Genomic DNA, 26535 nt, shown 5'->3' with positions numbered 1-26535 from the left:
GGACCGCGCCACCCCAGGGCGGCACGGTCCCGTCGACGCGCGGATCAGGGCCAGTCGACGGACGGCCGCAGCGGCACCTGCGAGCCGCCGTCCCTGTCGAGCTTGACGCCCAGGACCTGGTGCAGCTGCACCTTGTTGCGCTCGAAGCCGACGATGCAGCCGGCCATGTAGAGCCGCCACACCCTGGCGGTGCCCTGGCCGACCTCCTGGAGGGCGTCCTCCCAGTTGTCGTCCAGGTTGTCGCACCAGAACTTCAGCGTGCGGGCGTAGTGCTCGCGCAGGTTCTCCTCGTGACGGACCTCGAAGCCGGTGTTCTCCATCATCGAGATGAGGTAGCCGGCCGACTCGAGCTCGCCGTCGGGGAAGACGTAGCGGTTGATGAATCCGCCCTTGTTGATCGTCTTCTCGGTGCTGGTCGGGCGGGTGATGCAGTGGTTGAGCAGCCTGCCGCCGGGCCTGAGCTTGTCGTACAGGTCGGCGAAGTAGCCGGGCAGCTGCTCCTTGCCGATGTGCTCGGTGAGGCCGATGGAGCTGACGGCGTCGAAGTCGCTCTCGGCGACGTCGCGGTAGTCCATGAAACGGACCTCCGCCAGGTCCTGCAGCCCCGCGTCCACGATCGCCTTCTGCGCCCACTCGGCCTGCTGCCTGGACAGCGTGACGCCGAGCGCCTTGACGCCGTACTCGCGGGCGGCGTGCATCACCATGCCGCCCCAGCCGCAGCCGACGTCGAGCAGGCGCATGCCCGGCTTGAGGTCGAGCTTCCTGGCCACCAGGTCGAACTTGGTGAACTGCGCCTCCTCCAGCGAGGCGTCCTCGCGGGGGAAGACGGCGCAGGTGTAGGCCATGGAGGGGCCGAGCACCCACTCGTAGAACCGGTTGGAGACGTCGTAGTGGTGGTGGATCGCCTCGGCGTCACGCTGCTTGGCGTGGCGCGAGCCGAGCCTGGCCAGTGTGCTCCTGCGCATCTCCTGAGGCGGCGGCGGAACGCGCATCAGCAGCGGCTTGGTACCCAGCGCCCGGACGGCCTCGATCTTCTCACCGAGCGTCAGGTCGTTGGTGGTGATGTTCCACATCCGGTCCAGCAGGGTGTACATGTCGCCATGGACGTCGATGTGCCCCGACACGTACGCCCTGGCCAGGCCGAGCTCTCCGGGCGCCTGCGCCAGATAGGCCACGGCGATGGGAGACTTCACCTCGATGCGCACGTCCGCACCGTCGGGACCGGCCTTGCTGCCGTCGTAAGCCATGAACGCGATGTTGGTGTCCGCACCAACGATCTTCTCAAAGATGCTCGCGAGAGCCATCTCTCACCTTCCCCGCACACACTTGTCGTACAGGTCCAGCAGGCGACCGTTCCGGTCGTATTCCCGCTTGACCGGCCAGTAAGCATCGCCGTTGTACAGCTTCCAGAACTGTTCACGGGCGTAGAACGAGGTCGAGTACAGCGACTTGTGGCCGTCGAGATGGTGCACCTCGTTCTCGATCAGCCGGTTGTAGTAGCCGTCGAACTGTCCGCGCGGCAGCGGGACCAGGCCCCAGAAGCCGAAGTTGACGTAGAGCTTGCCCGTCTCGAGCGGGTACAGCGGCCAGGCGCTCGACGAGCGCAGCGGGCACATCCAGACCGGGGTCATCCCCACCTTGGCGTGGAAGAACTCCAGGAACTCCGCGCCCCGCTCGATCGGGGTCTCCACGTCCTGGATGACCGACTCCTGGACGGGAGCGCCGCGCCACCTGTCGACCCTGGCGACCACGCCGTACTTGCGGTCGAGGGCGACCAGCTTGCGGTAGACGTCGGAGCGCATCCACCGGCGGGGCATCAGCGAGCGCACCAGCGGCTGCTGCACGCCGAAGGCACGCGAGCACCAGAACCAGTCGGTGTCCCAGCGCCACAGGTAGTCGCGCACCGTCAGCCAGTCGCGGCCGCGCTTCCTGATCGACTGGTAGTAGATGCGCATCCCGGTGTAGTCGGAGGTGTACGGCGCGCGCTCGGCGAAGCGGCCGAGCGTGATGTACATCTCCGTGGGGTCGAAGAACACCCCGTCCACGAAGTCGACCGGCTCGCCGTCGTGCACCATCTGCTCGCAGATCTCCTGCATGGCCAGCATGCACTTGGCCGCGTCGGTGAAGCGCAGATGCGTCAGCCTGACGTACGGCTGGACCTTCTTCAGCCTGATGCGGATCCTGAGCGCGTAGCCGAGCGTGCCGTAGGAGTTGGGGAAGGCCCGGAACAGCTCGCGGTGCTCGTTGTCGTCGCGAGCGACCACGACGCGGCCGTCGCCGGTCAGGATCTCCATCTCCTCGACCGACTCGTGCGGCAGGCCGTCCCTGAAGCTGGTCGACTCGATGCCGAGCCCCGTGACGGCGCCCCCGAGGGTGATCGTCTTCAGCTGCGGGACGACGTACGGCATGAGCCCGTGGCGCAGGGTGGCGTCGACCAGGTCCTCGTAGGTCGTCATGCCCTGGACCTCGGCGGTCATCGTGTCCGGGTCGACGCTGATGACCTCGTCGAGGTCGCGGGCCGACAGCTTGGCGGCCTTGCCCGTGTCGCGGAACCTGAACAGGTTGGAGGTCGCCTTGGCCAGCCGGGGAGCCGCTCCCTCGGGAATCTCGGCGTAGGACTGCCGGATCTGTTCGACGGCCCGCTGGTGGGCCGACATCGTTGTCACAGAAACACCCCCAGAAGCTGCGATCGAGATCGTCCGTAAGACGGTATCTCCCTGATCCAGCTCGGAACAGGCCGGGGTGGTTAAACCCCCGAAAACTTCCTAGGGTCCCAGGTGAAACCCCTACGCGGACGGCGAACCGACGGAAACACTACTGACCTGATACGTCGCGTCTGCGGACCCGGGCGGGCGCGTCGTTGACCACGTTGGCGACCGGCCGGCCGTCGAGCGCGGCGGTCAGGTTGGACAGCACCGCGGCGACCAGCCGGACGGTGGACTGGGGCGTGACGCCCGCGACGTGGGGAGACAGGAGGAGGCCGTCCAGGCCGCGCAGCGGGTCGCCGTCCGGCAGGGGCTCGCTGTCGAAGACGTCCAGCGCCGCGCCCGCCAGGTGCCCCTCGCGCAGCGCCGCGGCCAGTGCCCGCTGGTCGACCACGCCGCCTCGGGCGGCGTTGACGAGGAACGCGCCCTTCTTCATCGCGGCGGGATCGACGAGCCCGCGCGTCTGGTCGGACAGCGCGATCACCACGACCAGCACGTCGGAGGTGGCGACGACCTCGTCGAGCGGGGCGTGGCCGGAAGCGCGCGGCGTGCGCGTCCAGTGGGAGACCTCGCAGCCGAACGCCGCGAACAGGCGGGCGCAGTGCTCGCCGATCGGGCCGTAGCCGACGATGCCGACCCGGGAGCCCGACAGTTCGCGCGGGCCGAGGTCGAGCTGCGGCCACCGGCCCGCGCGGACGGCCGCGTCGGCGGCGACCATGCGGCGGGTCAGGGCGAGCGCGGCGCCCACGCACCATTCGGCCACCGCGGTGGCGCTGACACCCGCGGTGTTGGCCAGCGGCACCCCGGCCGCCGACAGCGCGGCCAGGTCGTGGCCGTCGACTCCGACGGACGGCTGCTGGACGAAGGCCAGGCGCGGGGCGGCGGCGACCGCGGCGGCGTCCATGGCGAGGGTGCCACTCCAGTCGCCGAGCACGACCTCCGCCTCGGGGAGCGCGGCGTCCATCGCGGCTCTGTCGCGCGCGGTCACGAGCGTGATGCGCTCGCCGAGCGGGGCGAGCAGGCCGCCTATCACCTCGGGCGGCAGCGGGGCCAGGGCCAGCAGGTTCCAGGGAGTCATGGGCCCGACCCTAGGACGCGGCCCGCCCCCTGACCACACCTGACCGTCGACCCACCCGCGGACAGAGTCGGCGGCCCGCCCGTCAGCCCGCCGCGGTGAAGCTCCCCATCACCTGGCGCATCATCCTGCCGTAGCGGCGCCACTGCTCGTCGGCGACCGTCCACGACACCACGTACGCCGTGTCGCCGGCCACCGTCGCCCGCCGTACCTCGTGGTAGAGCCGGCCCGCCGTCGCCCACGGGTGCCCGGGGGCGGCGGTCCAGGTGAACTCCCACTCCACCGCGCCCTGCACGGACTTGCGGCGCAGAGTGCGCACGTCCGTGGCCGCGGTCATGCTCTCCTCCGCGTCGCGCAGGATCTGGTGCGGGTCGAGCGTGGCGTACTGCTCCTCGACGCCGAGATGGGCGGAGCGGTCGGGGCGGGTCCACTGCGTGTAGGCCTGGGCGCGGGCGCCCTTCCACCGGGTCGGCCGCTGGATCGACCAGCCGTCGGGCGAGGTCCACAGGCGGGTGAGCGCGACCGGCCGCCTGGAGGGGGCGGGGGTGGCCGACGGCGTCGCCGAGGGGGCGGGGGTGCCCGTGGCCGCGACCGGCCGGGTGGCGGCGGCCTGCGGCACGCGCGCGCTGCCCTGCGCCTCGTCCGGGGAGAGCTTCAGGTAGGCGCCCGCTCCCACGGTGACCACCAGCACCGCCGCCGCGGCCGCCATCAGCGTCGTACGGCGACCGCGCCGGGCGGGACGGTCGTCGTCATCGTCGTCGAGGTTCTGCTTGGCGGCCTGCTCCTCGATGATCCGCTGGAGCAGCGTGTCGGCCTCGGCGGCGGTCAGCCGCTCCTCCGGCTCCTTCTTCAGCAGCCCCTTCAGCACGGGGTGCAGGGCGGGCGGGATCCTGCGGTAGTCGGGCTCCTCCCCCAGCAGCGCCGAGAGGGTGGCCATCGGCTCGGCGCGGTCGAACGGCGAGCGTCCAGTGAGCGCGGCGTAGAGGGTGGCGCCGAGCGACCACAGGTCGGAGGGCGGGCCGATGTCGTCGAGGCCGCGCACCCGCTCGGGGGCGAGGAAGGCGGGCGATCCGGTGACCATGCCGGTCCTGGTGAGGGAGCTGTCACCCTCGGCGGTGGCGATGCCGAAGTCGGTCAGGACCGCGCGGCCGTCGTCGCACAGCAGGATGTTGCTCGGCTTGACGTCGCGGTGCAGGATGCCCACCTCGTGGGCGGCCTTCAGCGCCGACAGCACCTGGCGGCCGACCTCGGCGGCCTCCCGGACGGGCAGCGCGCCCTGGGTGGCCACGACCTCGTCGAGGCCGGGGGCGCGGACCAGCTCCATGATGATCCACGGGCGGCCGTCCTCCTCCACGACGTCATAGACGGCCACGACGCTCGGGTGGTTGAGTCTGGCCGCCGTACGCGCCTCGCGGGCGGTGCGCATCAGGTGGCGCTCCCTGTCGGCCTTGGACAGCTCGGGCGGGAGTAAGACCTCCTTGACCGCGATCGACCGGTTGAGCAGCGTGTCGTGGCCCTCCCAGACCACGCCCATGCCGCCTCTGCCCAGCTCACTGGCCAGGCGGTAGCGGTGGGCGATCAGCTGATCGGATTGCGAAGCCATAAGGCGCAAGTTTCCCATACCCCTGACAAACGTGCGGGTCTGTCCGTCGGACCGAGCGGCATGACGATCTTACTGGGACTGTCGCCGCGCGGCCGTACCGAATAAAGTTCTTGAGCATGACTCAGGGACCGCTGGCAGGGGTGAAGGTGCTGGAGCTGGCCGGGCTGGCGCCCGGGCCCTTCGCCGGGATGATGCTCGCCGACCACGGGGCCGAGGTGCTGCGCGTCGACAGGGTGGCGGCCGTCTCCGACCGGCCGCGCACGGACGTGATGGACCGGGGCAAGCGCACCATCGGGCTCGATCTGAAATCACCGGAGGGCGTGGCGGCGTTCAGGGACCTGGCCGCGCACGCCGACGTGGTCATCGAGGTCTTCCGGCCCGGCGTCGCCGAGCGCCTGGGCATCGGACCCGCCGACCTGCACGCGATCAACGAGCGCCTCGTCTACGGCCGCATGACCGGCTGGGGCCAGGACGGCCCGCTGGCCGCGACCGCGGGACATGACATCGACTACATCGCGATCTCCGGGGTGCTGTCGACGCTCGGACGCGCCGGCGACAAGCCCACGCCGCCGATCAACATCCTCGGCGACTTCGCCGGCGGCGGCCTCATGCTCGCCTACGGCGTGCTGCTGGCGCTGTTCGAGCGCGAGCGGACCGGCAGGGGCCGGGTCGTCGACGCCGCGATGGTGGACGGCGCGGCCCTTCTGTTCGCGATGTTCTACCGGTCCGGATGGGGGCCGCGCGGCACCAACCTGCTGGACACGGGAGCCCCGTTCTACGACACCTACGAGACCGCCGACGGGGGCTTCATGGCCCTCGGCGCGCTGGAGCCGCAGTTCTGGGCGGAGTTCGTGGAGAAGGCGGGGCTCGGCGACCTGCCGGACAGGAACGACCCGGCCCAGTGGCCCGCGCTGCGGCTGCGACTGGAGGCGGCCTTCAAGGAGCGGACGAGGGCGGAGTGGGAGGCGGTCTTCACCGGCTCGGACGCGTGCGTCTCGCCCGTGCTGTCCATGGCGGAGGCGCCCGATCACCCGCACAACGCGGCGCGCGGCACCTTCACCAGGGTGGGTGAGGTCGTCCAGCCGGTGCCGGCGCCACGGCTGGTCGGCGTGCCGGCACCGGATCTCGCCCCGGCCACCAGGCTGGCGGACCTGACGGCCTGGGGCCTGGACGGCGAGCGGGCGGCCAAGCTCAGGCAGGGGGGCGTGCTGGCGTGAGGAAGCTGTAGTCCTTCGGCTCGAAGGTGTCGTGCATGCCGAGGTTCGCGCCACTGCGCCTGGTGACCGCCCTGGTGAGGGCGACGGGCAGGCTGGTGACCAGGCGCGCGCCGTTGACCAGCGCCCACGTCCCCGCCCTGCTGGTGGGGATGAGGCGCTTGGCGGCGGTGACGGCGAACTCGCGGCTGCGCCGTACGTAGTCGGCCATCTCCCGCTCGTAGGCGGCGAAGGCGCGGGTGTGGTCGCCCTTCGCCGCCGCCAGTTCGCCCGCCAGGATGTAGGCGCCCACGACCGCGATGCTGGTGCTGCCGCCGACCGCGGGTCCCGGGCAGTAGGCGGCGTCGCCGACCAGCGTGACGCGGCCTCGCGACCAGGTCTCCATGTGCAGCTGGGTGATGGAGTCGAAGTAGAACACCTCGGCGCGGTCGACCTCGTCGAGCAGCCTGGGCATCTCGTCCCAGCCCAGGCCCGTGAAGTGGGCGCGCAGCAGTTCCTTCTGGCGCGCGGTGTCGCGGTAGTGGTAGTCGAGCCGCTCGGCGGGCCGCAGGAAGAAGAAGGCGCGCGCGTCGTCCATGTGGCGGGCGCCGTAGACGCCGATCATGCGGTCGACGGTGGGCAGGCCGATCATCCGGTCGCTGAGGCCGAGGTAGTTGGGGATGGTGGCGACCGCGATGTAGGCGCCGAGCCAGTGCGCGTAGCGCGACTCGGGGCCGAACACCAGCCGCCGCACGTTGGAGTGCAGGCCGTCGGCGCCGATCACCAGGTCGAAGCGGCGCGGCTCGCCGCGCTCGAAGGTGACCTGTCCGTCGTCGGAGATCGAGGTGATGGAGTCGCCGAAGACGTACTCCACGTCGTCCCTGGTCGCCTCGTAGAGGACCTCGCTGAGGTCGTCGCGCATGATCTCGACATGTCTGTCGGACATGCCGCCCATCAGCCTGGCCACCTCGATGGTCACCGGCTTGGCGGAACCCTCCCTGAGCATCGTGATCCGCTCGGTGCCGGTCTTCCTTTCCATGATCGCGTGGACCACGCCCATGCGTTCGACGATGTCCATGGCCGGCTTGAACAGGTCGACCGCGTGGCCGCCCGCCTTGCGCAGGACGGGCGCCCGCTCGACGACGGTGGGGGTGAAACCGTGTCGCCTGAGCCAGTAGGCCAGCACGGGGCCGGAGACGCTCGCTCCGGAGATCAGGATCTTCATCAGGTCTCCTTACTTATCGATAAGTAAGCATAGTTGTTTACCGATCGATAAGTAAGCTGGGGTGTCGTGGCACAGGGAAAGACCAGAGAACGCATCCAGCAGGTGGCCAGAGAGCTGTTCATCGCGCAGGGGGTGCAGCGGACCAGCCTCCAGGAGATCGCCGACCGGCTGGGGATCACCAAGCCGGCGCTCTACTACCACTTCGCCTCGCGCGAGGAGCTGGTTCGCAGCATCATCGTGCCGCTGATCGAGGACGGCAGGGTCTTCCTCGAGCAGACGACCGCCCGCCCCGACATCGAGCCCCGGTCCCTGCTCGAGGGCTACTTCGACTTCCACTTCAGGCATCGCGACATCCTCATGGTCGCGGTGCGCGAGACCTCGATCCTCAACGACCTCGGGCTCCTGGAGATCGTGTCGGAGTGGCGGGAACGGCTCGGCGCCATGCTCGTCGGCGTCGACGCGCCCCTCGCCGCGCAGGTGCGGGCCGTGGTGGCGCTGGGCGGGCTGGCCGACTGCACGTGGAGCTTCCGCGATCTGCCCGCCGAGGTCGTGCGCCCGCTCGCCGTCGACTCCGCCATGGCGGCCCTCGGCCTCTGACCCTCAGGCTGCATCACCGATGTCATAAAGCTTGTGTCGAATGTAGTAGACCTACTACATTCGCGAGCATGAGTACTGTGGTGAGCGTCCGCGGGCTGCGGATGTCGTACGGCCCGCGCGAGGTCCTGCGCGGCGTCGACCTCGACGTGAGACGCGGGGAGACGGTCGCGCTCCTCGGCCCCAACGGCGCCGGGAAGACGACCACGGTCGAGATCCTCGAAGGCTTCCGGCGCCGCACGGGCGGCGAGGTGCGGGTGCTCGGCCAGGACCCCGCCAGCGGCGGCGACGCGTGGCGGGCCAGGCTGGGCGTGGTGCTGCAGGACTGGCGCGACCACCCCCGCTGGCGGGTCGCCACGCTGCTCGACCACGTCGCCGCCCACTACCCCGACCCGTGGGACACCGGCGAGCTGCTGCGGGCCCTCGGCCTGAGCCGGCAGGCGACCGCCAAGGTCGGCCGGCTGTCCGGCGGCCAGCGGCGCAGGCTCGACGTCGCCCTCGGCATCGTCGGAAGGCCCGAGCTGCTCTTCCTCGACGAGCCGACCACGGGCTTCGACCCGGAGGCGCGCAGGGAGTTCCACGACCTGATCCGCGGCCTCGACACGACGATCGTGCTCACCACGCACGACCTGGCCGAGGCCGAGAAGCTGGCCGACCGCATCGCCATCCTGGTCGACGGGCGGATCGCGGTGTTCGGCACGCCGGCCGAGCTGGCCCATGCCGTACAGGCGCCCTCGCTGGTGCGCTGGCGGGACGGCGCCGAGCACACGGCCGAGCCGTCCGAGCTGGCCTGGCGGCTGCACCAGCGGTACGGCGGGCCCGTCCCCGGCCTGGAGATCAGGCGCCCGACCCTCGAAGAGAGCTACCTCAACCTGGTGGAAAGGACCGCGGCGTGAACACGTTGGCGCTGGGCGTGAGGCGTGGCCTCATCGAGCAGGGCTCGATCATGCGGGACGGCAGGGAGCTGGGCGGCCAGCTCGTGGGCATGGTGACGTTCGTCCTGATGATGCTGTGGATCGGCGACAACCCCGCCGGCGGCGGGGTCGGGATGGGCGCCTTCATGGCGGTCGGCTTCATCGCCTTCACCGTGTTCTCGGCGGGCACCATGTCGCTGCCGATGCTGATCGCCGCCGACAGGGAGGAGGGGGCGCTGCTGCGGCTGCGCGCGATCCCGAAGGGCATGCCGGTGTACGTGACCGGCAGGGCGTTCTCGCTCCTGCTGCACATCGCGGGGCACTCGGCGGCCATGATGGCCCTCGGGGCCGCCTTCGGCGGCCTGCGCGCGCCCTCCGACTGGCTGACGCTGCTGTGGGTGCTCCCGCTCGGCACGCTGGCCGTGGTCCCGCTCGGCACGGCGATCGGCGCCATGCTGCCGAGCGCGAAGACCGCGGCGGCGGTCATCGGGCTGCCGACCATGCTGCTGATGCTCGCGTCGGGCGTGATGGTCCCGCTGCGGATGATGCCGGAGGCGGTGCAGTGGATCGGCCAGGCCTTCCCGCTCTACTGGCAGGCCCACGGGCTGCGGGCGGCCTTCTTCGACTCGGCGGCGGGCGAACTGCACGGCACGTGGGAGCTCGGGACCGCGGCGACGGTGATGGGCGCGTGGGCGCTGGCCGGTATGGTGCTGGCACCGTGGCTGTTGCGCAGGGTCACCCGCAGGTGAGGATTCCCGGTGTCGAACGAGGTCGTCTACAACAGGATCCCGATGCTCAGGGCCGAGCGCGGGATCTCCCGCAAGGACCTGGCAGCGGCCCTCGGCGTCCACTACCAGACGGTCGGCTACCTGGAGCGGGGCGAGTACAGTCCCTCGCTGTTCCTCGCCCTGAGAATCGCCGAGTATTTCGAGGTGCCGGTGGAAGTCGTCTTCTCGCTCCGTCCGTTCGCCAGGCTGGGGTCGTGATGGACACGTGGGAGAAGCGTCGCGAACGCCTGGAGAACATGCCCGCCGGCCGACTGTGGGCCACCAGGCCCGCCCGGCGCCGCCTGGTCGCCGTCGCGGTGGCCGCCCTGATGCTGCTGTGGGCGGGGCTGGTGGTGATCGCCCGCTACGCGCCGAGCGACCTGGCCCGCAACGTCTACCTGTCGATGTTCGGCATCAGCCTGCTGGCGGGGCTGCCGGTGACCGGCTGGCTCCACGCGGGCACCAGGGGTGTGCTCTACCTGCCCGAACGCTTCCTCGACGAGCGGCAGCTGGCCGAGCGGCGCAGGGCCTTCACCTCCGCGCACCGGGCGACCAGCCTGGTGCTCGGCTCGCTGCTCGTCCTGGCCAACCTCTGGAGCTTCGAGGGCGGCCGGCTCACCTTCACCGTGCCCGTGGCCCTGCTGGCGCCGCTGGCGCTGACGCTGTTCGTGACGCATTACACGACCCCGCTGCTCGTCGCCGCGTGGCAGGCCACGGACCCGCCCGACGACGACGAATGACCCCGCGGCGCCCGCCGGCGGGTCAGACCGCGATGTAGAGATCGGCGCCCGCCGGGTGGTGCACCTCCAGGTCGGTGGTGAACGACCTGGAGGGCGTGCCGCCCGACTCGGTGTGCTTCCACACCCGCTGCCACGCCTCGATGATCGCCTGCGGCATCGGCCCTCTGGCCTCCACCTTCAGCGACTGCCCCGCCGGCACCCGCACCGCGACCATGCCCTCGGGCAGTCGTGGAACGGTCCTGACACCAACCCCGACGATCTGCGTGTACGCGCCGTGGTGGTCGCTCTCGTAGTCGGTCAGCACCGCGTACAGGTTCTCGTCCAGCCGGCCCGGCACGTGCGCGAAAGCCCCCGGCGCACCCGCCCGCTGCCACACCGCCGGCAGCCTCGCCCTCGACGGGTCCATCTCGTCGGCGTTCGTGGTGCGTACGGCCAGCCCCACCACCAGCAGTTCGGACCGCTCAACGATGTCCAACGCGTCCTCCATCCCCCAGATCCGTCCCGCAGATCATATGGCCATCGAAAGGGGGAAAGACCCTGGGTGACCAGCAGCCGCGCTCCTTCTGCACCCGCGTGGATGTCCGGTTCCGGCAAGTAGGATGGACGAACGTGAAGTTTCTCAACGGACTCGAGCCGGCATACGACCTGACCTACAGCGACGTGTTCATGGTCCCGTCGCGGTCCTCGATCGGCTCCAGGCTCGCGGTCGACCTGTCGACCAACGACGGCACGGGCACCACCCTGCCCCTCGTGGTCGCGAACATGACGGCGGTGGCCGGCCGTCGCATGGCCGAGACCGTCGCCCGCAGGGGCGGCCTCACGGTCATCCCACAGGACATCCCGATCGACGTGGTCGCCGACGTCGTCGACTGGGTCAAGAAGCGCGACCTGGTGCACGACACCCCGATCACCCTCACCCCGCACGACACCGTCGGCGAGGCGCTGGCGCTGCTGCCGAAGCGGGCGCACGGCGCGGTCATCATCGTCGACTGGGACAACCGCCCGGTGGGCGTCGTCACCGAGGCCGACTGCCACGGCGTCGACATGTTCACCCAGCTCTCGCAGGTGATGTCGGCGCAGCCGCTCACGCTGCCGGCGGGGCTCGACCCGCGCGAGGCGTTCGACATGCTGCACGAGGGCCGCCACCGCCTGGCGCCCGTCGTCGACGGCTCCGGCCGCCTGGTCGGCATCCTGACCCGCACCGGCGCGCTGCGCGCCACCCTCTACCAGCCCGCGGTCGACGCCCAGGGCAGGCTGCGCGTCGCGGCCGCCGTCGGCGTCAACGGCGACGTGGCCGCCAAGGCCAAGGAACTGCTCGACGCGGGCGTCGACTGCCTCGTCGTCGACACCGCGCACGGCCACCAGGAGAAGATGATCTCCGCGCTGCGCGCCGTCAGGGCGCTCGAGCCCGGCGTGCCCGTCGCCGCGGGCAACGTGGTGACGGCCGAGGGTGTGCGCGACCTGGTCGAGGCCGGCGCCGACATCCTCAAGGTGGGCGTCGGCCCCGGCGCGATGTGCACCACCCGGATGATGACCGGCGTGGGCCGGCCGCAGTTCTCCGCCGTGCTCGAGTGCGCCGCCGAGGCCCGCCGCCTGGGCCGGCACGTCTGGGCCGACGGAGGGGTACGGCACCCGCGCGACGTGGCCCTCGCCCTGGCCGCCGGCGCGGCGAACGTCATGATCGGCTCCTGGTTCGCCGGCACCTACGAGTCGCCCGGCGACGCTCGCACCGACGCCGACGGCCGCAAGTACAAGGAGAACTTCGGGATGGCCTCCGCGCGGGCCGTACGGCTGCGCACCGCCGAGGACAGCCCGTTCGAGCGGGCCCGCAAGGCGCTGTTCGAGGAGGGCATCTCCACCTCCCGCATGTACCTCGACCAGCAGCGCCCCAGCGTCGAGGACCAGATCGACGCCATCGTGGCGGGCCTGCGCTCCGCGTGCACCTACGCGGGCGCCTCGACGCTGGAGGAGTTCCACGAGCGGGCCGTCGTCGGCATCCAGAGCTCGTCCGGCTACACCGAAGGCATGCCGCTGCACCAGAGCTGGTAGGCGGCGGGCTCCGTGACGGCGCTGACGGCGACGCCGCGCGGAGCCAGCTCCACCGCCAGCGCCGCGCACAGGCTCTCGACCGCCGCCCGCATGGCGGCGTCGAGAGCGTGGCGGGCCTGCTCCGGCACCAGCACGACGATCGACGAACCGCGGCCCATCAGCGGCAGCAACCGCCTGATCACCCCGGTGACGCCGGTGAAGTTCGCCTCGACGAGATCGCGCTCCGCGCTGGCGGAGACCGACTCGAAGGGCGCCTGCGTCGCTCCCGTCGCGGCGGCCACCAGCAGGTCGATACGGCCGTAGCGTTCCTCGACGGCCGTCGCGAGCACGTTCAGCGCCATCGGATCGCCCGGGTCCAGCGTCAGCACCAGGTCGGCGGCCGGCCTGTCACCCGGCGAGCGGACGCCCACGACGACGGTGGCGCCCGCCGCCACGGCCGTCTCCGCGACATCCTTCGCCGCGCCGATGATCACCGCGACTCGTCCGCTCAGCGACGTGGCCATGCGATCAGTTCACCACGGAACCGGCACGTCCGTCGAAGGCCCCGCCGGCGTCACCGCCAGGGTGCGCCGCTCGCTGCCATAGAGTCGGTGGGTCAATCAGACATCCATCAAGGAGAACATCGTGGCACTCGAGAAGCCGGAGATCGACTTCCCGGAGGGCAACCCGCCTGCCGACCTGGAGATCGTCGACATCGTCGAGGGGGACGGCCCCGAGGCCAAGTCTGGACACACCGTCCAGGTGCACTACGTCGGCGTGGCCTTCTCCTCCGGTGAGGAGTTCGACGCGTCGTGGAACCGCGGCACGCCGTTCGAGTTCCCGCTGGGTGGCGGGCGCGTCATCGCGGGCTGGGACCAGGGCGTGGCGGGCATGAAGGTCGGCGGACGGCGCAAGCTCGTCATCCCGCCGCACCTCGGCTACGGCAACCGCGGCGCCGGCGCCCGCATCAAGCCGGGCGAGACGCTCATCTTCGTCGTCGACCTGCTCGGCGTGCGCTGACCCCGAGCATGCGTGGGGTACGGCCCGCCGTACCCCACCACCCTCTCCTGCGCGCGTAACCTCCTTCTTCGCTGCACCCGCGCACCGACCACGCCGGTTCCCCGCCCGGCGGTCCCGGCAAAGGCGCGCTCCCGCCGCGCCGCACCCGCCGGCCCCCTGCGCCTGAGCCACCACGGCTGCACCCCGCATCCACCGCCCCGCGCCGCCCGGCTTGCCGCCGGGAAGCACCTCCGCCATCCGCCCGGAGCGGTCGGCCCGGGCGGCGACGAGGTCAGGCGCGACTTTTGTCGGTTCCGTAGGGCAACATAAGCGGTGTGCTGCTGATCGACGTCGTCCGTGTCTCCGAGGCCGTGGCCAGGACCTCCGCCCGTCTGGGCAAGATCGGCCACCTGGCCGAGCTCCTCGGCCGCGTCGGCGCCGACGAGGCGGAGATCGCGATCGCCTACCTGTCGGGCGAGCTCCCCCAACGCCAGATCGGCGTCGGCTGGCGCACGCTGCAGGACCCTCCGCCGCCCAAGCTCGTCGCCACCGCCACCCTCACCGACATCGACGCCCTCCTGACCCGCATCAAGGCCGTCTCCGGGCCCGGCTCGCAGGCGGCCCGCAAGGCGCTGGTCGAGGAGTTGTTCACCGCCGTCACCAGCCAGGAGCAGTCGTTCCTGCTGCGCCTGCTGTCCGGCGAGCTGCGCCAGGGCGCGCTCGACGGCGTGATGATCGAGGCCGTCGCCAAGGCCTCGGGCGCGGCCTCGGCCGACGTCCGGCGGGCGCTCACGCTGCGCGGCTGGCTGCCCGCGGTCGGCGCGGCCGCGCTGTCGGGCGGCCTCGAGGCGTTGCGCGCCTTCAAGCTCGAGGTGGGCCGCCCGGTCGCGCCCATGCTCGCCGGCAGCGCGCCCAGCGTCGCCGCCGCGCTGGAGAAGATCGGCGGGCAGGCGGCGCTGGAGTGGAAGCTCGACGGTGTCCGCGTCCAGGCACACCGTTCCGGCGACGAGGTCAGGGTCTTCACCCGCACCCTCGACGACATCACCGACCAGGTGCCCGAGCTGGTCGAGGCGATGCTCGCACTGCCGTCCGCCGACCTGGTGCTCGACGGCGAGGTCATCGCGCTGCGCCCCGACGGCCGTCCCCAGCCCTTCCAGGTGACCGCGAGCAGGGTCAGCAGCAAGACCGACGTTCCCAAGCTGCGCGCGCGGACGCCGCTCAGCGTGTTCTTCTTCGACGCGCTCCGGGTCGACGGCGCCGACCTGCTCGACCTGCCGTACGCCGAGCGCCAGGAGAGGCTGGCCGCCACCGTCCCCGCCGAGCTGCTCACCCCCCGCCTGGTCACCGGCGACCTGCCGGCCGCCGCATCGTTCTTCACCGAGGTCGTACGGCGGGGCCACGAGGGCCTGGTCGCCAAGTCCCTCACCTCGGCCTACGCGGCCGGGCGGCGCGGCGCCGGCTGGATCAAGATCAAGCCGCGGCACACCCTCGACCTGGTGGTCCTGGCCGCCGAGTGGGGCCACGGACGGCGCGAGGGCAAGCTGTCGAACCTCCATCTGGGCGCGCGCGACCCTGACAGCGGCGAGTTCGTCATGCTGGGCAAGACGTTCAAGGGGCTGACCGACGAACTGCTCGCCTGGCAGACCGAGCGCTTCCTGGAGATCGCCGACGGTCCCACCGACGGCTGGACGGTCGCGCTCCGCCCCGAGCTGGTGGTGGAGATCGCCTTCGACGGGGTGCAGCGCTCGCCCCGGTATCCAGGCGGCATGGCGCTGCGGTTCGCCCGCGTGCTGCGCTACCGGCCGGACAAGAGGGCGGAGGAAGCCGACACGGTCGAGACGGTCCGCTCGCTGATGCTGTAGGGGCGCGGGCTCGCGGGGATTCGCGCCGAACTTCTGGCGACCGCCGTGGCCCGGATGCGCCGGGGCACGCCGCCACCGCCGTTCACCACGGCATCGCCGTCGGTCATCACGCCATCGGCGCCGGGCCGGTGGCCCGCCGCCCGCGTCGCTGAAGCCGCTTCCGCTCCAGCCGCGCCTTGTCCATGTCGGTCAGCACCACGACGCCACCGACTCCCGGTCGTACAGATGCCGGTCCCGCCATGGCTTCTTGAAGTCGTCAAGGGTCGCCCCGCTGACGCAGCGGGCTCACTCGGCGGACACGACGCCCGTGGCGACCGATGCCGTGCTGATCGTGGACGGGGTCTTCGCGTTCCACCCCGAGATCAACGGCTTCTGGGACTTCTGCATCTGGCTGAGCGTGGACGCTGGTCGCCTGACACAGCGCCCTCGGGCGATCAGTGTGGCGGGATACGAGAAGCGGGCCACACGCGGCTGGATGCGCCGAAGTGGCGCTGGCTCGGGCTCAACCACTGCAACGCCGCGCTGACCGTCATCCGGTACGCGCCCGACCGCCCCGCCTCCGTCCTCTTCTACAACGACATGGGGCACCTGCCCGCCGAACTGCGCTGGACAGGTCTGCCGCCCGAACTGCGCGTGTGAGCCCCGACCGGGGTGCGCCCCTTGGCGCGGGGTGCCCGCGTGCGGGCCGGGATCGCACAGGATCTCCCGGATCTTCTCGGCGGTCCCGGTCCAGACGAGCGTTGGGCGGGTTCGTCCAGGTGTCGCTCTTCCCTGCCCTGGACGCTCTACCAGCCGGAAGGCCTGAACGACTCTCCTCGGAAGCGCCCGGGCCGAGGGTGTCGTGCCGCAGGTCGACATGTGCGCCTGCCGCCGGCTTCCTTGGGTGACGACGCCGGCCTTCGGACCCGCACAACTCCAGCAGTGGATCGGCCTCAACGGGATGCCCCATGCTGCTGGTTCCAGTGGCCCGCCGCGCCGGACGACGCACGCGATCACGGGCCCCAACGCATTGCTCCAGCAGGATGGCGTCACGATCGCGAGGGCCCTGCGGTGCTGCTCGACGGAGCACCGCCGCCTCCAGCCGGACGGAGAAGGGCGTCTCGGTGAACCAGGACGATGGATGTTCGGCCCTGAAAGCATGTCGCGGCCCGTTGCCTGATCGATCCGCACGACACCTGGGTTTCAACGACCTGGAGACCACTTCCGGCCCCTTCCGGTGAAGGGCGGCTGTCGTGACGTCGGTGCGTTCGTCCGCGGGCTGACGCAGGGACGGGTCTGCTGCGACTCGCCTTCCACCCTTCACCGACCGTGTGCGGTGCCGCCGTTGCCGACAAAACCCAAGATCAAGGGCGTAGTGTCGATCGTCGGCAACCTTTCCATGGGCAAAGTGATATATTTCACGGTATGTCCCATTAAGTTGCCTTTACGCGCTCTTTGTCACGTAGGTTCGGGTCCATCGCGAGGCGTCACACGTCTCCCTCCAGGATCGGCCGACGCGCGTCCCCCATCCCTCACCCGTCTGGCCGGTCCCTGTCCTGTCCCCGATCTAGGACCGTGGTTTCCCTTGGGTCAGCATTCGAGCAAGCCGTCCCGCACGCGCCCGTTGGGCCGTCTCATGGCCCCCGGCAGGCGTCGCTGGACCACCGTCGCGGCGAGCGCCGCCGTCCTGGCCGCCGCCTCGACCACCGCCTGGGCCGCCGTCTCGACCGGCGACGCCCCGCAGACCTCCGCCACCGGCCTCGCCGCCGCGAACACCCGGCAGGCAGCGGCCACCCCGCAGGCCACCGCCACCGCAGCTCCGACGCTCACGCCGTCCGTGACCAGCGCCTCGGCCACGGCGTCCGCCTCGCCGTCCGGGTCGCCCCTGGTCGCCACCCCCGCCGCTCCCTCGTCGGCGTCGGTGCCAGGAGAGGGTTCCCGCCCTGCGGTACCCGCGAACCGCGCGCCCGTCTCCGCCCGGGACCGCGCATCGTCCGCGGACGGCGAGAAGAACAGCACCGCCAAGCAGGCCACCTCGGTCGAGTCCGCGAAGGTCGCCACCAGGTCGAAGGCCCGCGTGATCGCTTCGGGCAGGTGCGGCGCCTCGTTCTACGACGAACCCCAGATGACGGCCAGCGGCGAGCGGTTCAACCCCTCGGCGATGACCGCGGCGCACAAGTCGCTGCCGCTGGGCAGCAAGGTCCGCGTCATCAACCCCTCGAACGGCAAGGACATCGTCGTGCGGATCAACGACCGCGGGCCGTACACCGGCGGACGCTGCCTCGATCTGTCCGAGGCCGCCTTCTCGGCCATCGGGAACACGGGGTCGGGCGTGATGACCGTCAAGTACCAGGTTCTCGCGCGCTAGCGGTCTGCCCGCTCGGACACCGACTCGCGGCCGGGTCCCGCCGGACGGCGCACCATCGCCTCATTCCCCACCGGCGGCACCCGGCCGCGCCCCCTGTCCGGCCTCGTCCATCCGGCACCGGTCCATCCGGCCTCCGTCCGTCCGGCACCGGTCCATCCGGCCTCCCGATCATCTGGCCTCCGATCATCCGGCCTTCGACCATCCGGGCCGGGACGACCCCCGAGAGGACGTCGCGGCGGTGGCCGCGGTGGACCTGAGGGTCCTTGTCACTCACCCTCACGCGCATGCACGGCGGCCGCCCCCTGGTGACCGCGTCTCCGGTCGAGACGACGATCTCGGCGTGGTCGCTCCGCGCGTGCCCGCCTGGCGCGTCAACCAGTTGGCCGGCTGTCCACCGTCCCCGCCCGCACGTCCAAGGTCGTCCCCCGGCACCCTTCCACGCGCGACGACCCCCGCGTCGGACACCCTCACACGGCCGACAGCCCCCACCCCCGGACACCCCCACACGGCCGACAGCCCCCGCCCTTGGACCCCTCACACACAGAGCTGCCGCGCCGCGTGACACGCCGCCGCCTACGCCTGGCGGCCGTCGGGCTGCTGGGCCTGGCCGTCATGTCACCTCCCCTGGCACATCCGACTGCCCCGCCCGGTGACACCCGCGTCTGGCTGCCCCCGTCCGCGTGCATGCTCGACGCCCTCACGCCCCTGGACGTCTCACCACACTCCGCTGTCTCTCCTCGCGCGCACCTTCCGCATGCCGACCGCCCCCAGCGTCCGTGTGACTCGCTCGACACCACCCCGATGGCTCTTACGTCCGGCTGCGCCTTGCTGGGCACCCTCCACACGCCCACTGGCCAGGGTCCACCTACGCCCCTGTGTCACTGCAGCCGGCCGGCCGTGTCTCCCCCGTTCACGCTGCGCACGCCGGCCGCCTCATCCCGAGCGTCCGCATGCTTTCCTGGCGTCACCCCTCATGGTCCTCGCGTCCGGCCGTCCCCCTGGCCACCCGATCGGCCCCGCGTCCATGCTTGGTCCGCGCCGGGTTCAGGGCCGCGCGTCCCTACTGGATCACTACTTCACGAGGCGGACCGTCAGCGGGTAGCGGAAGTCGTTCTCCGCCAGCGAGGACACCCCGCCGACGATCGCCAGGACGAACGCGGCCACCCAGATCACCGGCAGCAGGACGATCCCCACGATCGTGAACGGCAGCAGGAGCGTCGCGCCGAGCAACGTCAGGTGGAAGTTCAGCGCCTCGACCGCGTGCTGCCGGATGTACGGCGAGGTCTTGCCACCCGTGAGCAGCATGATCAGCGGGCCGATGACGATCAGGCCGGGCAGGGCGAGCAGGTGAGCCGCGGCGCCCCCGAGGCGTTCGTTGCTGTCGGCCGGAACACCGTGCGGTCGGGGCGCCGGACGCGGAACGGCCCTGGTCGGCACGGCGATCGACTGCCAGTGGCGTTGCGGGCCGTACAGCTCGGTCATGATGGGCATGAGGTCGCCATGGGTGCGCGCGGTCATGGCCCGGTCGAGGCGCTCCTCGAACTCGTACTTGTCGAACCGTCCCTCGGCGTACGCGGCTTTGACGTGTTCGACGACATGCTCGCGGTCCTCGTGGGTAACGCGCATCTCCATCGGCGGCACCTTGCCGTGCCCCCTGTATGCCGGCGCTGGGGAATGTGCCGATGCCATGGCTGTCGTGCCTTTCGTCGATGGGCGTTCCGATGCCATCGTGCTCTTCGTGCTTTCAGAGATCCATCGGGAGAAACCCCGATCTCTCCCCGATAACACCCCGACGCAGACGAGCGCCGAACGATATAAAAAGGATCCATGAGATGGCGAGATCGCTACGGCTTGCGGCGCTGGCGGGGAAACAAGGTAGCGAAGTTCGACCGTGAAGCGACCGACGCCGATATCGAGGCGCTCATCGCTTTCGCCAAGTCTCGGCGCGGGGTGGAATTCTTCGTCGAACCCGAGACTTTCGCCACCGACACGACCGCTGTCGCCATCGCCGATGACGGCGAGTGGACCAGGCGCCGGGTGGGCTCGCCCCAGGTGATCCGCAAGGTGGCGCGTGACCTGGCGCTGCCTGTGTACGACGTCCAGCTGACCGGATACCCGCCCCGCATGCGGGCCTACAACGAGCGCCGCAAGCGCGAAGACCTGGGCTGAAGCCGTCCGGTGCACACTGCTCCGAGCGGTGGCTGACGCAGGCGCCCACCGGCGCCACACCGCACCACAAACTGACGCATGCGCGGACGACCAGTACGACACCGCACCAGAAACTGACGCATGAGCGGTCCAGCGCCACCCCGCACCACAAGCTGACGCATACGCGGACCAGCGCCACCCCGCACCACAAGCTGACGCATACGCGGACCAGCGCCACTCCGCACCACGAGCCGACGTAACCCACCGGATGCCGCTCCCGCTGCCGGATCGGCTGACAGAGCCCTTCTGATGGCGCCGGTCCGAGCCGGGGCCGGCCCGACCGCTCGTCGGCGTCGCGCCCGCGCCGGGTGAACTTCATGCCGCCGGCCGCCTCGAGGGTCGCTTCCCGTTAGGCCCGGACCCCGAACCATGCTGCCGGGGATGGGCGATCCTGTGAGCCGGGGTGTACGGCTCGCCGCCGAACGGCCGGTCCCGTCCCTGCGCACGCCGGGCGCCCAGAGGGTCAGCGCCGCGAAGGCACTGCCGATCCCCAGGTCCGGCCCGGCCACGATCTCCGGCCATGAACACCTCCTCTCACGCTGGCCCCACCTGCCCGTCAAGGGTCCCCTCGCGACGCCCGAAGCTCGACGACTCTCCGGGGGCATCGCGCCGGTCAGCGCCCATCGCGGCATCTCGCATCGTGAGACCCTCTTGGCGCGAGGTCCTCGCGTGGCATTTGAGGACTCCTCTCGTGACATCGGGGTCCGCAGGCATCCGGACATGGGAGGGCGTGCGGCGGGCACCGCCGGTGGCCGTGCCCGTCGCCGTGACCGTGCCCGTCGCCGTGGCCGTCGCCGTCGCCGGTGTGCCGGTCTCGTCGAGGGTCGTGCCGTACAGGGGCTACGGGGGCCAGGACGACGCCGCCTACCACCGCATCGGCCCGCCCGTGCTGCCGCGCATGGGAACTCCACGTTACGAAGGGGTTGCGATCATCATGCCTCAGGGTGTTAAAAGACTACCAACTGATAGGTAGTTTTTGTTCGATGTCCTCACCCCCAGGGGGATCCATGCCGGTTTCCAGGCGCACGGCCGCCATCGCCGCCCTCACCGCCCTCACCCTCCTTGGCACGGCCTGTTCGGGCGGCGGTTCGGCCACCGCGCCCGCCGGCGAACGCGTGCTGACCCTGTCCGCCGCCGCCGACGTGTCGAGCTGGGACCCCGCCATGGGCGCGGGCGGCAACTCGGTTCTCTACCTGCAGGCCGTCTACTCCTCGCTCACGACCCTCAACCCCGACCTGACGATCACGCCCGGGCTGGCCACCGGCTGGACGTACGACAAGGGCAAGACCACGCTCACCATGAAGCTCCGCGCCGACGTCGTCTTCTCCGACGGCTCGAAGCTCGACGCCGCCGCCGTGAAGGCGAACCTCGACCGTGGTCGCGCCACCACCGGCCCCACCCAGTCGGCGCTGGCCTCGATCTCGTCCGTCGACGTCACCAACCCGGCCGAGATCGTGCTGAAGCTCAACAAGCCCGACCCCGGCCTGCTGTTCAACCTGAGCCTGGTGCCCGGCATGATCGCCAGCCCGAAGGCGTTCGCCACGCTCAAGACCCAGCCGATCGGCAGCGGGCCGTACCTGCTCGACCTCGCCGCGACTACGCGCGGCTCCTCCTACACCTTCACGCGCAATCCGACGTACAAGCTTCCCATCACGTACGGCTTCGACAAGCTGCAGGTCAAGGCGCTGCCCGACACCAACGCCATGCTCACGGCGGCCACCAGCGGCCAGGTCGACTCGGGCGGCATCCCCATGTCGGGGCTGAAAGCCGCGAAGGCGGCGGGCCTGCAGTTCAAGGAGATGACCGGGCTCATCCTCGGCATGTGGATGGTCGACCGTGCGGGCAAGCTCGCCCCGCCGCTGGCGAAGGTGAAGGTCAGGCAGGCCATCAACTACGGCCTCGACGCCGAGGGCATCCTCAGGTCGGTCGGCGGCGGGTCCGGCAAACGGACGACGCAGATGTTCGCGGCGGGCTCCCCGGCCTTCGTCGAGGCGCTCAACTCGAGGTACCCCTACGACCCGGCGAAGGCGAAGCGGCTGCTGGCCGAGGCCGGATACCCGAACGGCTTCACGCTCACGATGCCCAGCGAGAACGCCTACGTGCCGACTCTCTACCCGGTCGTCGCCCAGCAGCTCGCCCAGATCGGGATCAAGGTCGTCTACAAGCCGGTGTCCACCAACCTGATCACCCAGCAGTACCTGGCGGGCACCTACCCGGCGTTCATGTACACCTACACCGCCACCCAGAACTGGATCGACGCTTCCCTGTTCCTCGCGGCGGGCGGGGTGTTCAACCCCTTCCACGTCGACGATCCGGCGATCTCGAAGCTGATGCGGCAGATCTCCGTCGCCGACGAGGCCGAGCAGGCGGCGCTGTTCAAGGAGCTGAACACCTACGTCGTCGAGCAGGCCTGGTTCGCCCCGCTGTACTCCTCGACGAGCCTGCTGGTCTGGGACAAGAGCAAGGTGAAGATCGACGTGCCCGACACCCAGCTCTTCGTCTTCCTCCGCGACTACCAGCCGGCGGTCTGACCGATGCGTGCGCTGCTGGTGCGCCGGCTGGTCGCGGCGGGCGTCCTGCTCGTCGTGATCACCGCGCTGACCTTCGTCCTCACCAGCCTGGTGCCCGACCCCACGCGACAGCTGGTCGGCGTGACGGCCACCGCCGAGCAGTTGCTGGCCAAGCGCCACGAGCTGGGGCTGCACCGGCCGGTGGGCGAGCGCTACCTGGCCTGGCTCGGCGCCGCCGCCCGCGGGGACCTCGGAGTGTCGTGGTTCACCGGCGTGCCCGTGACCGACACGATCATGGCGAGACTGCCGATCACCGCGTCGCTGGCCGTGCTGGCCACGCTGGTCTCGGCGATCCTCGGCATCACGTACGGCATGCTCGCCGCCATCCGCGGCGGCTGGGTGGACAGGACGGTCCAGGTGCTGGCGAGCCTCGGCTTCGCCGTACCGGGCATGTGGATCGCGCTGCTGCTCGTCATCGTGTTCGCGGTGAACCTGCCATGGCTGCCCGCCACCGGCTACGTGCCGATCAGCCAGGGTCCCGTGCAGTGGATCAGGTCGCTGGTCCTGCCGGTCACCGCCATCGCGATCGGGTCGGTGGCGGCGATCGCGGCGCAGACCCGCAGCGCGGTGGCGACCGTCCTCGCACAGGACTACGTGCGCACACTGCGCAGCCGCGGGCTGCCGCGCAGGCGGTTGCTGCTGCGGCACGTGCTGCGCAACGCGGCGCCGACCGCGCTGACGGTCGTCAGCCTGCAGTTCATCGGCCTGTTCGGCGGCGCGATCGTGGTCGAGCAGGTCTTCGCGATCCAAGGTCTCGGCAGCCTCGCTTCCGCCAGCTCCAGTAGGTCGGACATTCCCGTCGTGCTCGGTGTCGTCGTGGTCGGCGTCGTCGTCGTGCTCGCCGTCAACCTGGTCGTCGACCTGCTGGTCGGCTGGCTCGACCCGAGGGTGAGGACTCGATGAGGCGCCTGCTGCGCCGGCCCGGCGCGCTGCTGTCGGCCACCTTCCTGCTGCTGGTCTGCGTGGCCGCGGCGGCGGCCGACCTGCTCGCCCCCTACACCGCCGATTTCGTGGACCTGCCCGCCGTGCTCGCCCCGCCGAGCGGCGCGCATCCGATGGGCGGCGACGGCTCCGGCAGGGACGTGCTGAGCCGGCTGTTGTTCGGCGCCCGCGACACGCTGATCGGGGCACTGCTGGCCACCGCCGTCGCGCTCGTGGTCGGTGTGACGGCGGGCATGTTCGCCGGGTACTTCGCGCGCTGGGTGGACGCCGTGGCCAGTTGGGTCTTCAGCCTGATGATGGCGCTGCCGGCCATCATCGTGGTGCTGGCGTTCGTCGCCGTCGTCGGGCCCGGGCTGGTGAGGATGATGGCCTTCGTCGGGTTCCTGGCGTCCCCTTCCATCTATCGGCTGGTGCGTGCCGTCACCCAGCGGGTGCGGGGCGAGCTCTACATCGACGCGGCCAAGGTGTCCGGCCTGTCGCATCTGCGTATCGTGCGCCGGCACGTGCTGTCGGTGGTCAGGTCGGCCGTCGTCGTGCAGGCGCCGCTGCTGTTCGGCGCGGCGATCCTGATCCAGGCGGGCATCGACTTCCTCGGCCTCGGCGAGCCGGGCGCGGCGAGCTGGGGCGCCATGCTGAACGACGCCGCGACCAACGTGTTCACCGCGCCGTGGTTGTCGATCTGGCCGGGGGCGGCCATCGCGCTCACCGTCCTGGCGGTCAACCTGCTCGGCAACGCCGTACGGGACGACTTGGAACCGCCCCAGCCGCGCGCCGCCGCGCCCCGGACCTCGGCGCCGCCCGCTCCTTCCGTGGACGCCCTGCTGACGATCACCGACCTGACCGTCGCTCACGGGCCGGTCACGGTCGTCGACCGGGTCTCGCTGGCGGTACGGCCGGGCGAGGTGCTCGGGCTGGTCGGCGAGTCGGGGTCGGGAAAGACGCAGACCGTGCTGGCCGCTCTCGGACTGCTGCCGGGCACGGGACGGATCACCGCCGGCGGGGTCGTGTTCGACGGCGCCGAGCTGACCGGGCTGCCGGAGCGGGCGCTCAACCGGCTCAGGGGCAGGCGCATCGGGTACGTGTCGCAGGAGCCCATGTCGAACCTGGACCCGAGCTTCCGGGTCGGCAGCCAGCTCATCGAGCCGATCGTCGTCCACCTGGGGCTGTCGAGGCGTGAGGCGAGGCAGCGCGCGCTCTCCCTGCTGGCCAGGGTGGGGATCGCGGACCCGGCGCGGATCTACCGGTCCTTCCCGCACGAGATCTCCGGTGGTACGGCGCAGCGGGTGCTGATCGCGGCCGCCGTGTCGTGCGATCCCGACCTGCTGATCGCCGACGAGCCGACGACCGCGCTGGACGTCACCGTGCAGGCGGAGGTGCTCGACCTGCTGAGGTCCTTGCAGCGGGAGCGCGGGATGGCGGTGCTGATCGTCACCCATGATCTCGGCGTGGTGGCGGACATGTGCGACCGGGTGGCGGTCATGCGGAACGGGCGGCTGGTGGAGACGGCTCCGGTCGGCCGGCTGTTCGCGTCGCCCGCCGAGCCGTACACGGCGGCGCTGCTGGCCGCCAACCCGCACAACGCGGCTCCCCGGCGGCCACGCTTGGGGCTGGTCAGCGGGCCGGGCCGGGCGCTGGAGCTCGGGCGTTCCGGCGCCGGTGACGGCGCGGACGCCGGTCGCGGGGACGCGACGCTCGCCGGCGCCGTGAACGGGCTCCGGCAGGCCGGCCGGCCGCAGGTGGCCGCCGAACCAGAGGACGCATTCCGGGCTGAGAGCGGGGACGTCGTCCCGTCCGGCGGGTTCGCCCGGCCGCGGGTGATCGAAGGGCCGCGGAACGCGACTGCCCCGTTGCTCGAGGTGGACCGGTTGTGCGTGGACTTCCCGCAGCGGGGCCGGCGCACCCCGCCCCTGCGGGTGTTGCGCGAGGTGAGCTTGGCCCTCACCGCGGGAGAGACGCTCGGCCTGGTCGGCGAGTCGGGATCGGGGAAGACCACGCTCGGCAGGGCCGTGCTGGGCCTGGCGCCCGTCACCTCCGGAAGCATCCGGTTCGACGGGCGTCCGCTCGCGCCGCGCCGGGCCAGGGCGAGGGACGTGCAGGCGGTGTTCCAGGACCCGTACAGCTCGCTGAACCCGGCCATGCGCATCCACGACATCCTGGTCGAACCGTTGCTCGTGACCGCGGAACACACCGCCGCCGACGCGGACAAGCGCATCAGAAGCCTGCTCGACAGGGTCGGACTGCCGGCGGGCACCGGCGAGCGGCGTGCCCGCGAACTGTCCGGCGGCCAGCGCCAGCGGGTGGCCATCGCCCGCGCGCTGGCACTGGGCCCGAGGCTGATCATCTGCGACGAGCCGGTCAGCGCGCTCGACGTCTCCACCCAGGCGCAGGTGCTCGATCTGCTCGTCGAGATCCAGCGGGACACCGGCGTCGCGTACCTGTTCATCTCCCATGACCTGGCCGTGGTGCGGCACATCAGCGACCGTGTGGCGGTGATGTCGCAGGGCCGGATCGTGGAGATCGGGGATGCCGAGCAGGTGACGACGGACCCCCGCGACCCGTACACGCGGCGGCTGCTGCTGTCGGCGCTCGTACCCGATCCGGAGGAGCAGGCCGCCAGGCGCGCGGCGCGGCTGGCGATGTTCCCGAGCTCGACGTGAGGTGACAGCGACCAGCCACTGCCCGATCCAGGCGGAAGGTGACGACCGGCGATGTCTCCCGGCTCGACGTGCGGAGACGACGGCGAGGCGCAGCACGAACCAGAGG

The 26535-nt window shown here is 71.2% G+C and carries 22 protein-coding genes; 14 read left to right on the top strand and 8 right to left on the bottom strand.

Annotation, left to right across the window (positions count from 1 at the left end):
• Positions 1-44 precede the first annotated feature (44 nt).
• The 4 genes from ABZX22_RS32830 to ABZX22_RS32815 form a co-directional block, all read right to left on the bottom strand.
• On the bottom strand, positions 45-1304 hold the full coding sequence (locus tag ABZX22_RS32830; protein WP_354916648.1) for a class I SAM-dependent methyltransferase: 1260 nt from the start codon (positions 1302-1304) through the stop codon (positions 45-47).
• 3 nt (positions 1305-1307) lie between these two features.
• Positions 1308-2657: an FAD-binding oxidoreductase gene (locus ABZX22_RS32825; RefSeq protein WP_354916706.1), complete on the bottom strand. Its 1350-nt coding sequence runs from the start codon at positions 2655-2657 to the stop codon at positions 1308-1310.
• A 157-nt stretch (positions 2658-2814) separates the two neighbouring features.
• Positions 2815-3783, bottom strand: a complete 969-nt coding sequence (locus ABZX22_RS32820) for an NAD(P)-dependent oxidoreductase (RefSeq protein ID WP_354916645.1) — start codon at positions 3781-3783, stop codon at positions 2815-2817.
• A gap of 82 nt (positions 3784-3865) precedes the next feature.
• Positions 3866-5383: a protein kinase gene (locus tag ABZX22_RS32815; protein ID WP_354916642.1), complete on the bottom strand. Its 1518-nt coding sequence runs from the start codon at positions 5381-5383 to the stop codon at positions 3866-3868.
• A 116-nt stretch (positions 5384-5499) separates the two neighbouring features.
• On the opposite strand from ABZX22_RS32815, the gene ABZX22_RS32810 reads away from it, so the two are divergent.
• Entirely contained in the window at positions 5500-6600 is a 1101-nt protein-coding gene (locus tag ABZX22_RS32810) for a CaiB/BaiF CoA-transferase family protein (RefSeq protein ID WP_354916639.1), read from the top strand.
• Here the strand turns inward: ABZX22_RS32810 and ABZX22_RS32805 are convergent.
• Positions 6575-7801 (bottom strand): FAD-dependent monooxygenase, encoded by a 1227-nt coding sequence (locus tag ABZX22_RS32805; protein ID WP_354916636.1) that lies wholly within the window; start codon positions 7799-7801, stop codon positions 6575-6577. The genes ABZX22_RS32810 and ABZX22_RS32805 overlap by 26 nt on opposite strands.
• 66 nt (positions 7802-7867) lie before the next feature.
• Between ABZX22_RS32805 and ABZX22_RS32800 the strand changes: the two genes are divergently transcribed.
• The 5 genes from ABZX22_RS32800 (at position 7868) to ABZX22_RS32780 (ending at position 10816) form a co-directional block, all read left to right on the top strand.
• Entirely contained in the window at positions 7868-8398 is a 531-nt protein-coding gene (locus ABZX22_RS32800; RefSeq protein WP_354916633.1) for a TetR/AcrR family transcriptional regulator, read from the top strand.
• 68 nt (positions 8399-8466) lie between these two features.
• Positions 8467-9291: an ABC transporter ATP-binding protein gene (locus ABZX22_RS32795; RefSeq protein ID WP_354916630.1), complete on the top strand. Its 825-nt coding sequence runs from the start codon at positions 8467-8469 to the stop codon at positions 9289-9291.
• Complete coding sequence (locus ABZX22_RS32790; RefSeq protein ID WP_354916627.1) at positions 9288-10058, top strand: ABC transporter permease; 771 nt, start codon at positions 9288-9290, stop codon at positions 10056-10058. The genes ABZX22_RS32795 and ABZX22_RS32790 overlap by 4 nt, the downstream gene beginning before the upstream one ends.
• A gap of 42 nt (positions 10059-10100) precedes the next feature.
• Complete coding sequence (locus tag ABZX22_RS32785; RefSeq protein ID WP_354916703.1) at positions 10101-10295, top strand: helix-turn-helix transcriptional regulator; 195 nt, start codon at positions 10101-10103, stop codon at positions 10293-10295.
• A complete protein-coding gene (locus ABZX22_RS32780) occupies positions 10292-10816 on the top strand; it encodes a hypothetical protein (RefSeq protein WP_354916624.1) in 525 nt (174 codons plus the stop codon). The genes ABZX22_RS32785 and ABZX22_RS32780 overlap by 4 nt, the downstream gene beginning before the upstream one ends.
• A 22-nt stretch (positions 10817-10838) precedes the next feature.
• Here the strand turns inward: ABZX22_RS32780 and ABZX22_RS32775 are convergent, their stop codons facing one another.
• Entirely contained in the window at positions 10839-11291 is a 453-nt protein-coding gene (locus tag ABZX22_RS32775) for an effector binding domain-containing protein (RefSeq protein ID WP_354916621.1), read from the bottom strand.
• Between the two features lie 134 nt (positions 11292-11425).
• Between ABZX22_RS32775 and ABZX22_RS32770 the strand changes: the two genes are divergently transcribed.
• Positions 11426-12865 carry a GuaB1 family IMP dehydrogenase-related protein gene (locus tag ABZX22_RS32770; RefSeq protein WP_354916618.1) on the top strand — a complete coding sequence of 480 codons (1440 nt, stop codon included), beginning with the start codon at positions 11426-11428 and terminating at the stop codon, positions 12863-12865.
• On the opposite strand, the gene ABZX22_RS32765 is transcribed toward ABZX22_RS32770, so the two are convergent.
• Positions 12829-13368, bottom strand: a complete 540-nt coding sequence (locus tag ABZX22_RS32765) for an SDR family oxidoreductase (protein WP_354916615.1) — start codon at positions 13366-13368, stop codon at positions 12829-12831. The genes ABZX22_RS32770 and ABZX22_RS32765 overlap by 37 nt on opposite strands.
• Positions 13369-13489: 121 nt before the next feature.
• On the opposite strand from ABZX22_RS32765, the gene ABZX22_RS32760 reads away from it, so the two are divergent.
• The 3 genes from ABZX22_RS32760 (at position 13490) to ABZX22_RS32750 (ending at position 18052) form a co-directional block, all read left to right on the top strand.
• Positions 13490-13864 carry an FKBP-type peptidyl-prolyl cis-trans isomerase gene (locus ABZX22_RS32760; RefSeq protein WP_354916613.1) on the top strand — a complete coding sequence of 125 codons (375 nt, stop codon included), beginning with the start codon at positions 13490-13492 and terminating at the stop codon, positions 13862-13864.
• A gap of 314 nt (positions 13865-14178) precedes the next feature.
• Positions 14179-15705: an ATP-dependent DNA ligase gene (locus ABZX22_RS32755; RefSeq protein WP_354916610.1), complete on the top strand. Its 1527-nt coding sequence runs from the start codon at positions 14179-14181 to the stop codon at positions 15703-15705.
• Between the two features lie 1615 nt (positions 15706-17320).
• Positions 17321-18052, top strand: a complete 732-nt coding sequence (locus tag ABZX22_RS32750) for a septal ring lytic transglycosylase RlpA family protein (RefSeq protein WP_354916607.1) — start codon at positions 17321-17323, stop codon at positions 18050-18052.
• A gap of 1071 nt (positions 18053-19123) precedes the next feature.
• On the opposite strand, the gene ABZX22_RS32745 is transcribed toward ABZX22_RS32750, so the two are convergent.
• Entirely contained in the window at positions 19124-19684 is a 561-nt protein-coding gene (locus ABZX22_RS32745; RefSeq protein ID WP_354916604.1) for a DUF1707 and DUF4870 domain-containing protein, read from the bottom strand.
• A gap of 195 nt (positions 19685-19879) precedes the next feature.
• On the opposite strand from ABZX22_RS32745, the gene ABZX22_RS32740 reads away from it, so the two are divergent.
• The 4 genes from ABZX22_RS32740 (at position 19880) to ABZX22_RS32725 (ending at position 26429) form a co-directional block, all read left to right on the top strand.
• Positions 19880-20221, top strand: coding sequence for a hypothetical protein (locus ABZX22_RS32740; RefSeq protein ID WP_354916601.1), 342 nt, complete (start codon positions 19880-19882; stop codon positions 20219-20221).
• Between the two features lie 1046 nt (positions 20222-21267).
• Positions 21268-22791 (top strand): ABC transporter substrate-binding protein, encoded by a 1524-nt coding sequence (locus tag ABZX22_RS32735; protein WP_354916598.1) that lies wholly within the window; start codon positions 21268-21270, stop codon positions 22789-22791.
• Positions 22792-22794: 3 nt separating this feature from the next.
• Complete coding sequence (locus ABZX22_RS32730) at positions 22795-23733, top strand: ABC transporter permease (RefSeq protein ID WP_354916595.1); 939 nt, start codon at positions 22795-22797, stop codon at positions 23731-23733.
• Positions 23730-26429: a dipeptide ABC transporter ATP-binding protein gene (locus tag ABZX22_RS32725; RefSeq protein WP_354916592.1), complete on the top strand. Its 2700-nt coding sequence runs from the start codon at positions 23730-23732 to the stop codon at positions 26427-26429. The genes ABZX22_RS32730 and ABZX22_RS32725 overlap by 4 nt, the downstream gene beginning before the upstream one ends.
• Positions 26430-26535 lie beyond the last annotated feature (106 nt).

The sequence above is a fragment of the Nonomuraea sp. NPDC003804 genome (assembly GCF_040610675.1).
Classification (GTDB): domain Bacteria; phylum Actinomycetota; class Actinomycetes; order Streptosporangiales; family Streptosporangiaceae; genus Nonomuraea.
The sequence above is the reverse complement of the archived record's forward strand: the minus strand, read 5'-3'. Positions and strand labels throughout refer to the sequence as shown.

Coding starts and splice junctions, on each gene's coding strand:
- ABZX22_RS32830 (WP_354916648.1), bottom strand. CDS start 1,304: ATGGCTCTCGCGAGCATCTTTGAGAAGATCGTTGGTGCGGACACCAAC.
- ABZX22_RS32825 (WP_354916706.1), bottom strand. CDS start 2,657: ATGTCGGCCCACCAGCGGGCCGTCGAACAGATCCGGCAGTCCTACGCC.
- ABZX22_RS32820 (WP_354916645.1), bottom strand. CDS start 3,783: ATGACTCCCTGGAACCTGCTGGCCCTGGCCCCGCTGCCGCCCGAGGTG.
- ABZX22_RS32815 (WP_354916642.1), bottom strand. CDS start 5,383: ATGGCTTCGCAATCCGATCAGCTGATCGCCCACCGCTACCGCCTGGCC.
- ABZX22_RS32810 (WP_354916639.1), top strand. CDS start 5,500: ATGACTCAGGGACCGCTGGCAGGGGTGAAGGTGCTGGAGCTGGCCGGG.
- ABZX22_RS32805 (WP_354916636.1), bottom strand. CDS start 7,801: ATGAAGATCCTGATCTCCGGAGCGAGCGTCTCCGGCCCCGTGCTGGCC.
- ABZX22_RS32795 (WP_354916630.1), top strand. CDS start 8,467: ATGAGTACTGTGGTGAGCGTCCGCGGGCTGCGGATGTCGTACGGCCCG.
- ABZX22_RS32785 (WP_354916703.1), top strand. CDS start 10,101: ATGCTCAGGGCCGAGCGCGGGATCTCCCGCAAGGACCTGGCAGCGGCC.
- ABZX22_RS32765 (WP_354916615.1), bottom strand. CDS start 13,368: ATGGCCACGTCGCTGAGCGGACGAGTCGCGGTGATCATCGGCGCGGCG.
- ABZX22_RS32750 (WP_354916607.1), top strand. CDS start 17,321: ATGGCCCCCGGCAGGCGTCGCTGGACCACCGTCGCGGCGAGCGCCGCC.
- ABZX22_RS32745 (WP_354916604.1), bottom strand. CDS start 19,684: ATGGAGATGCGCGTTACCCACGAGGACCGCGAGCATGTCGTCGAACAC.
- ABZX22_RS32740 (WP_354916601.1), top strand. CDS start 19,880: ATGAGATGGCGAGATCGCTACGGCTTGCGGCGCTGGCGGGGAAACAAG.
- ABZX22_RS32735 (WP_354916598.1), top strand. CDS start 21,268: ATGCCGGTTTCCAGGCGCACGGCCGCCATCGCCGCCCTCACCGCCCTC.
- ABZX22_RS32730 (WP_354916595.1), top strand. CDS start 22,795: ATGCGTGCGCTGCTGGTGCGCCGGCTGGTCGCGGCGGGCGTCCTGCTC.
- ABZX22_RS32725 (WP_354916592.1), top strand. CDS start 23,730: ATGAGGCGCCTGCTGCGCCGGCCCGGCGCGCTGCTGTCGGCCACCTTC.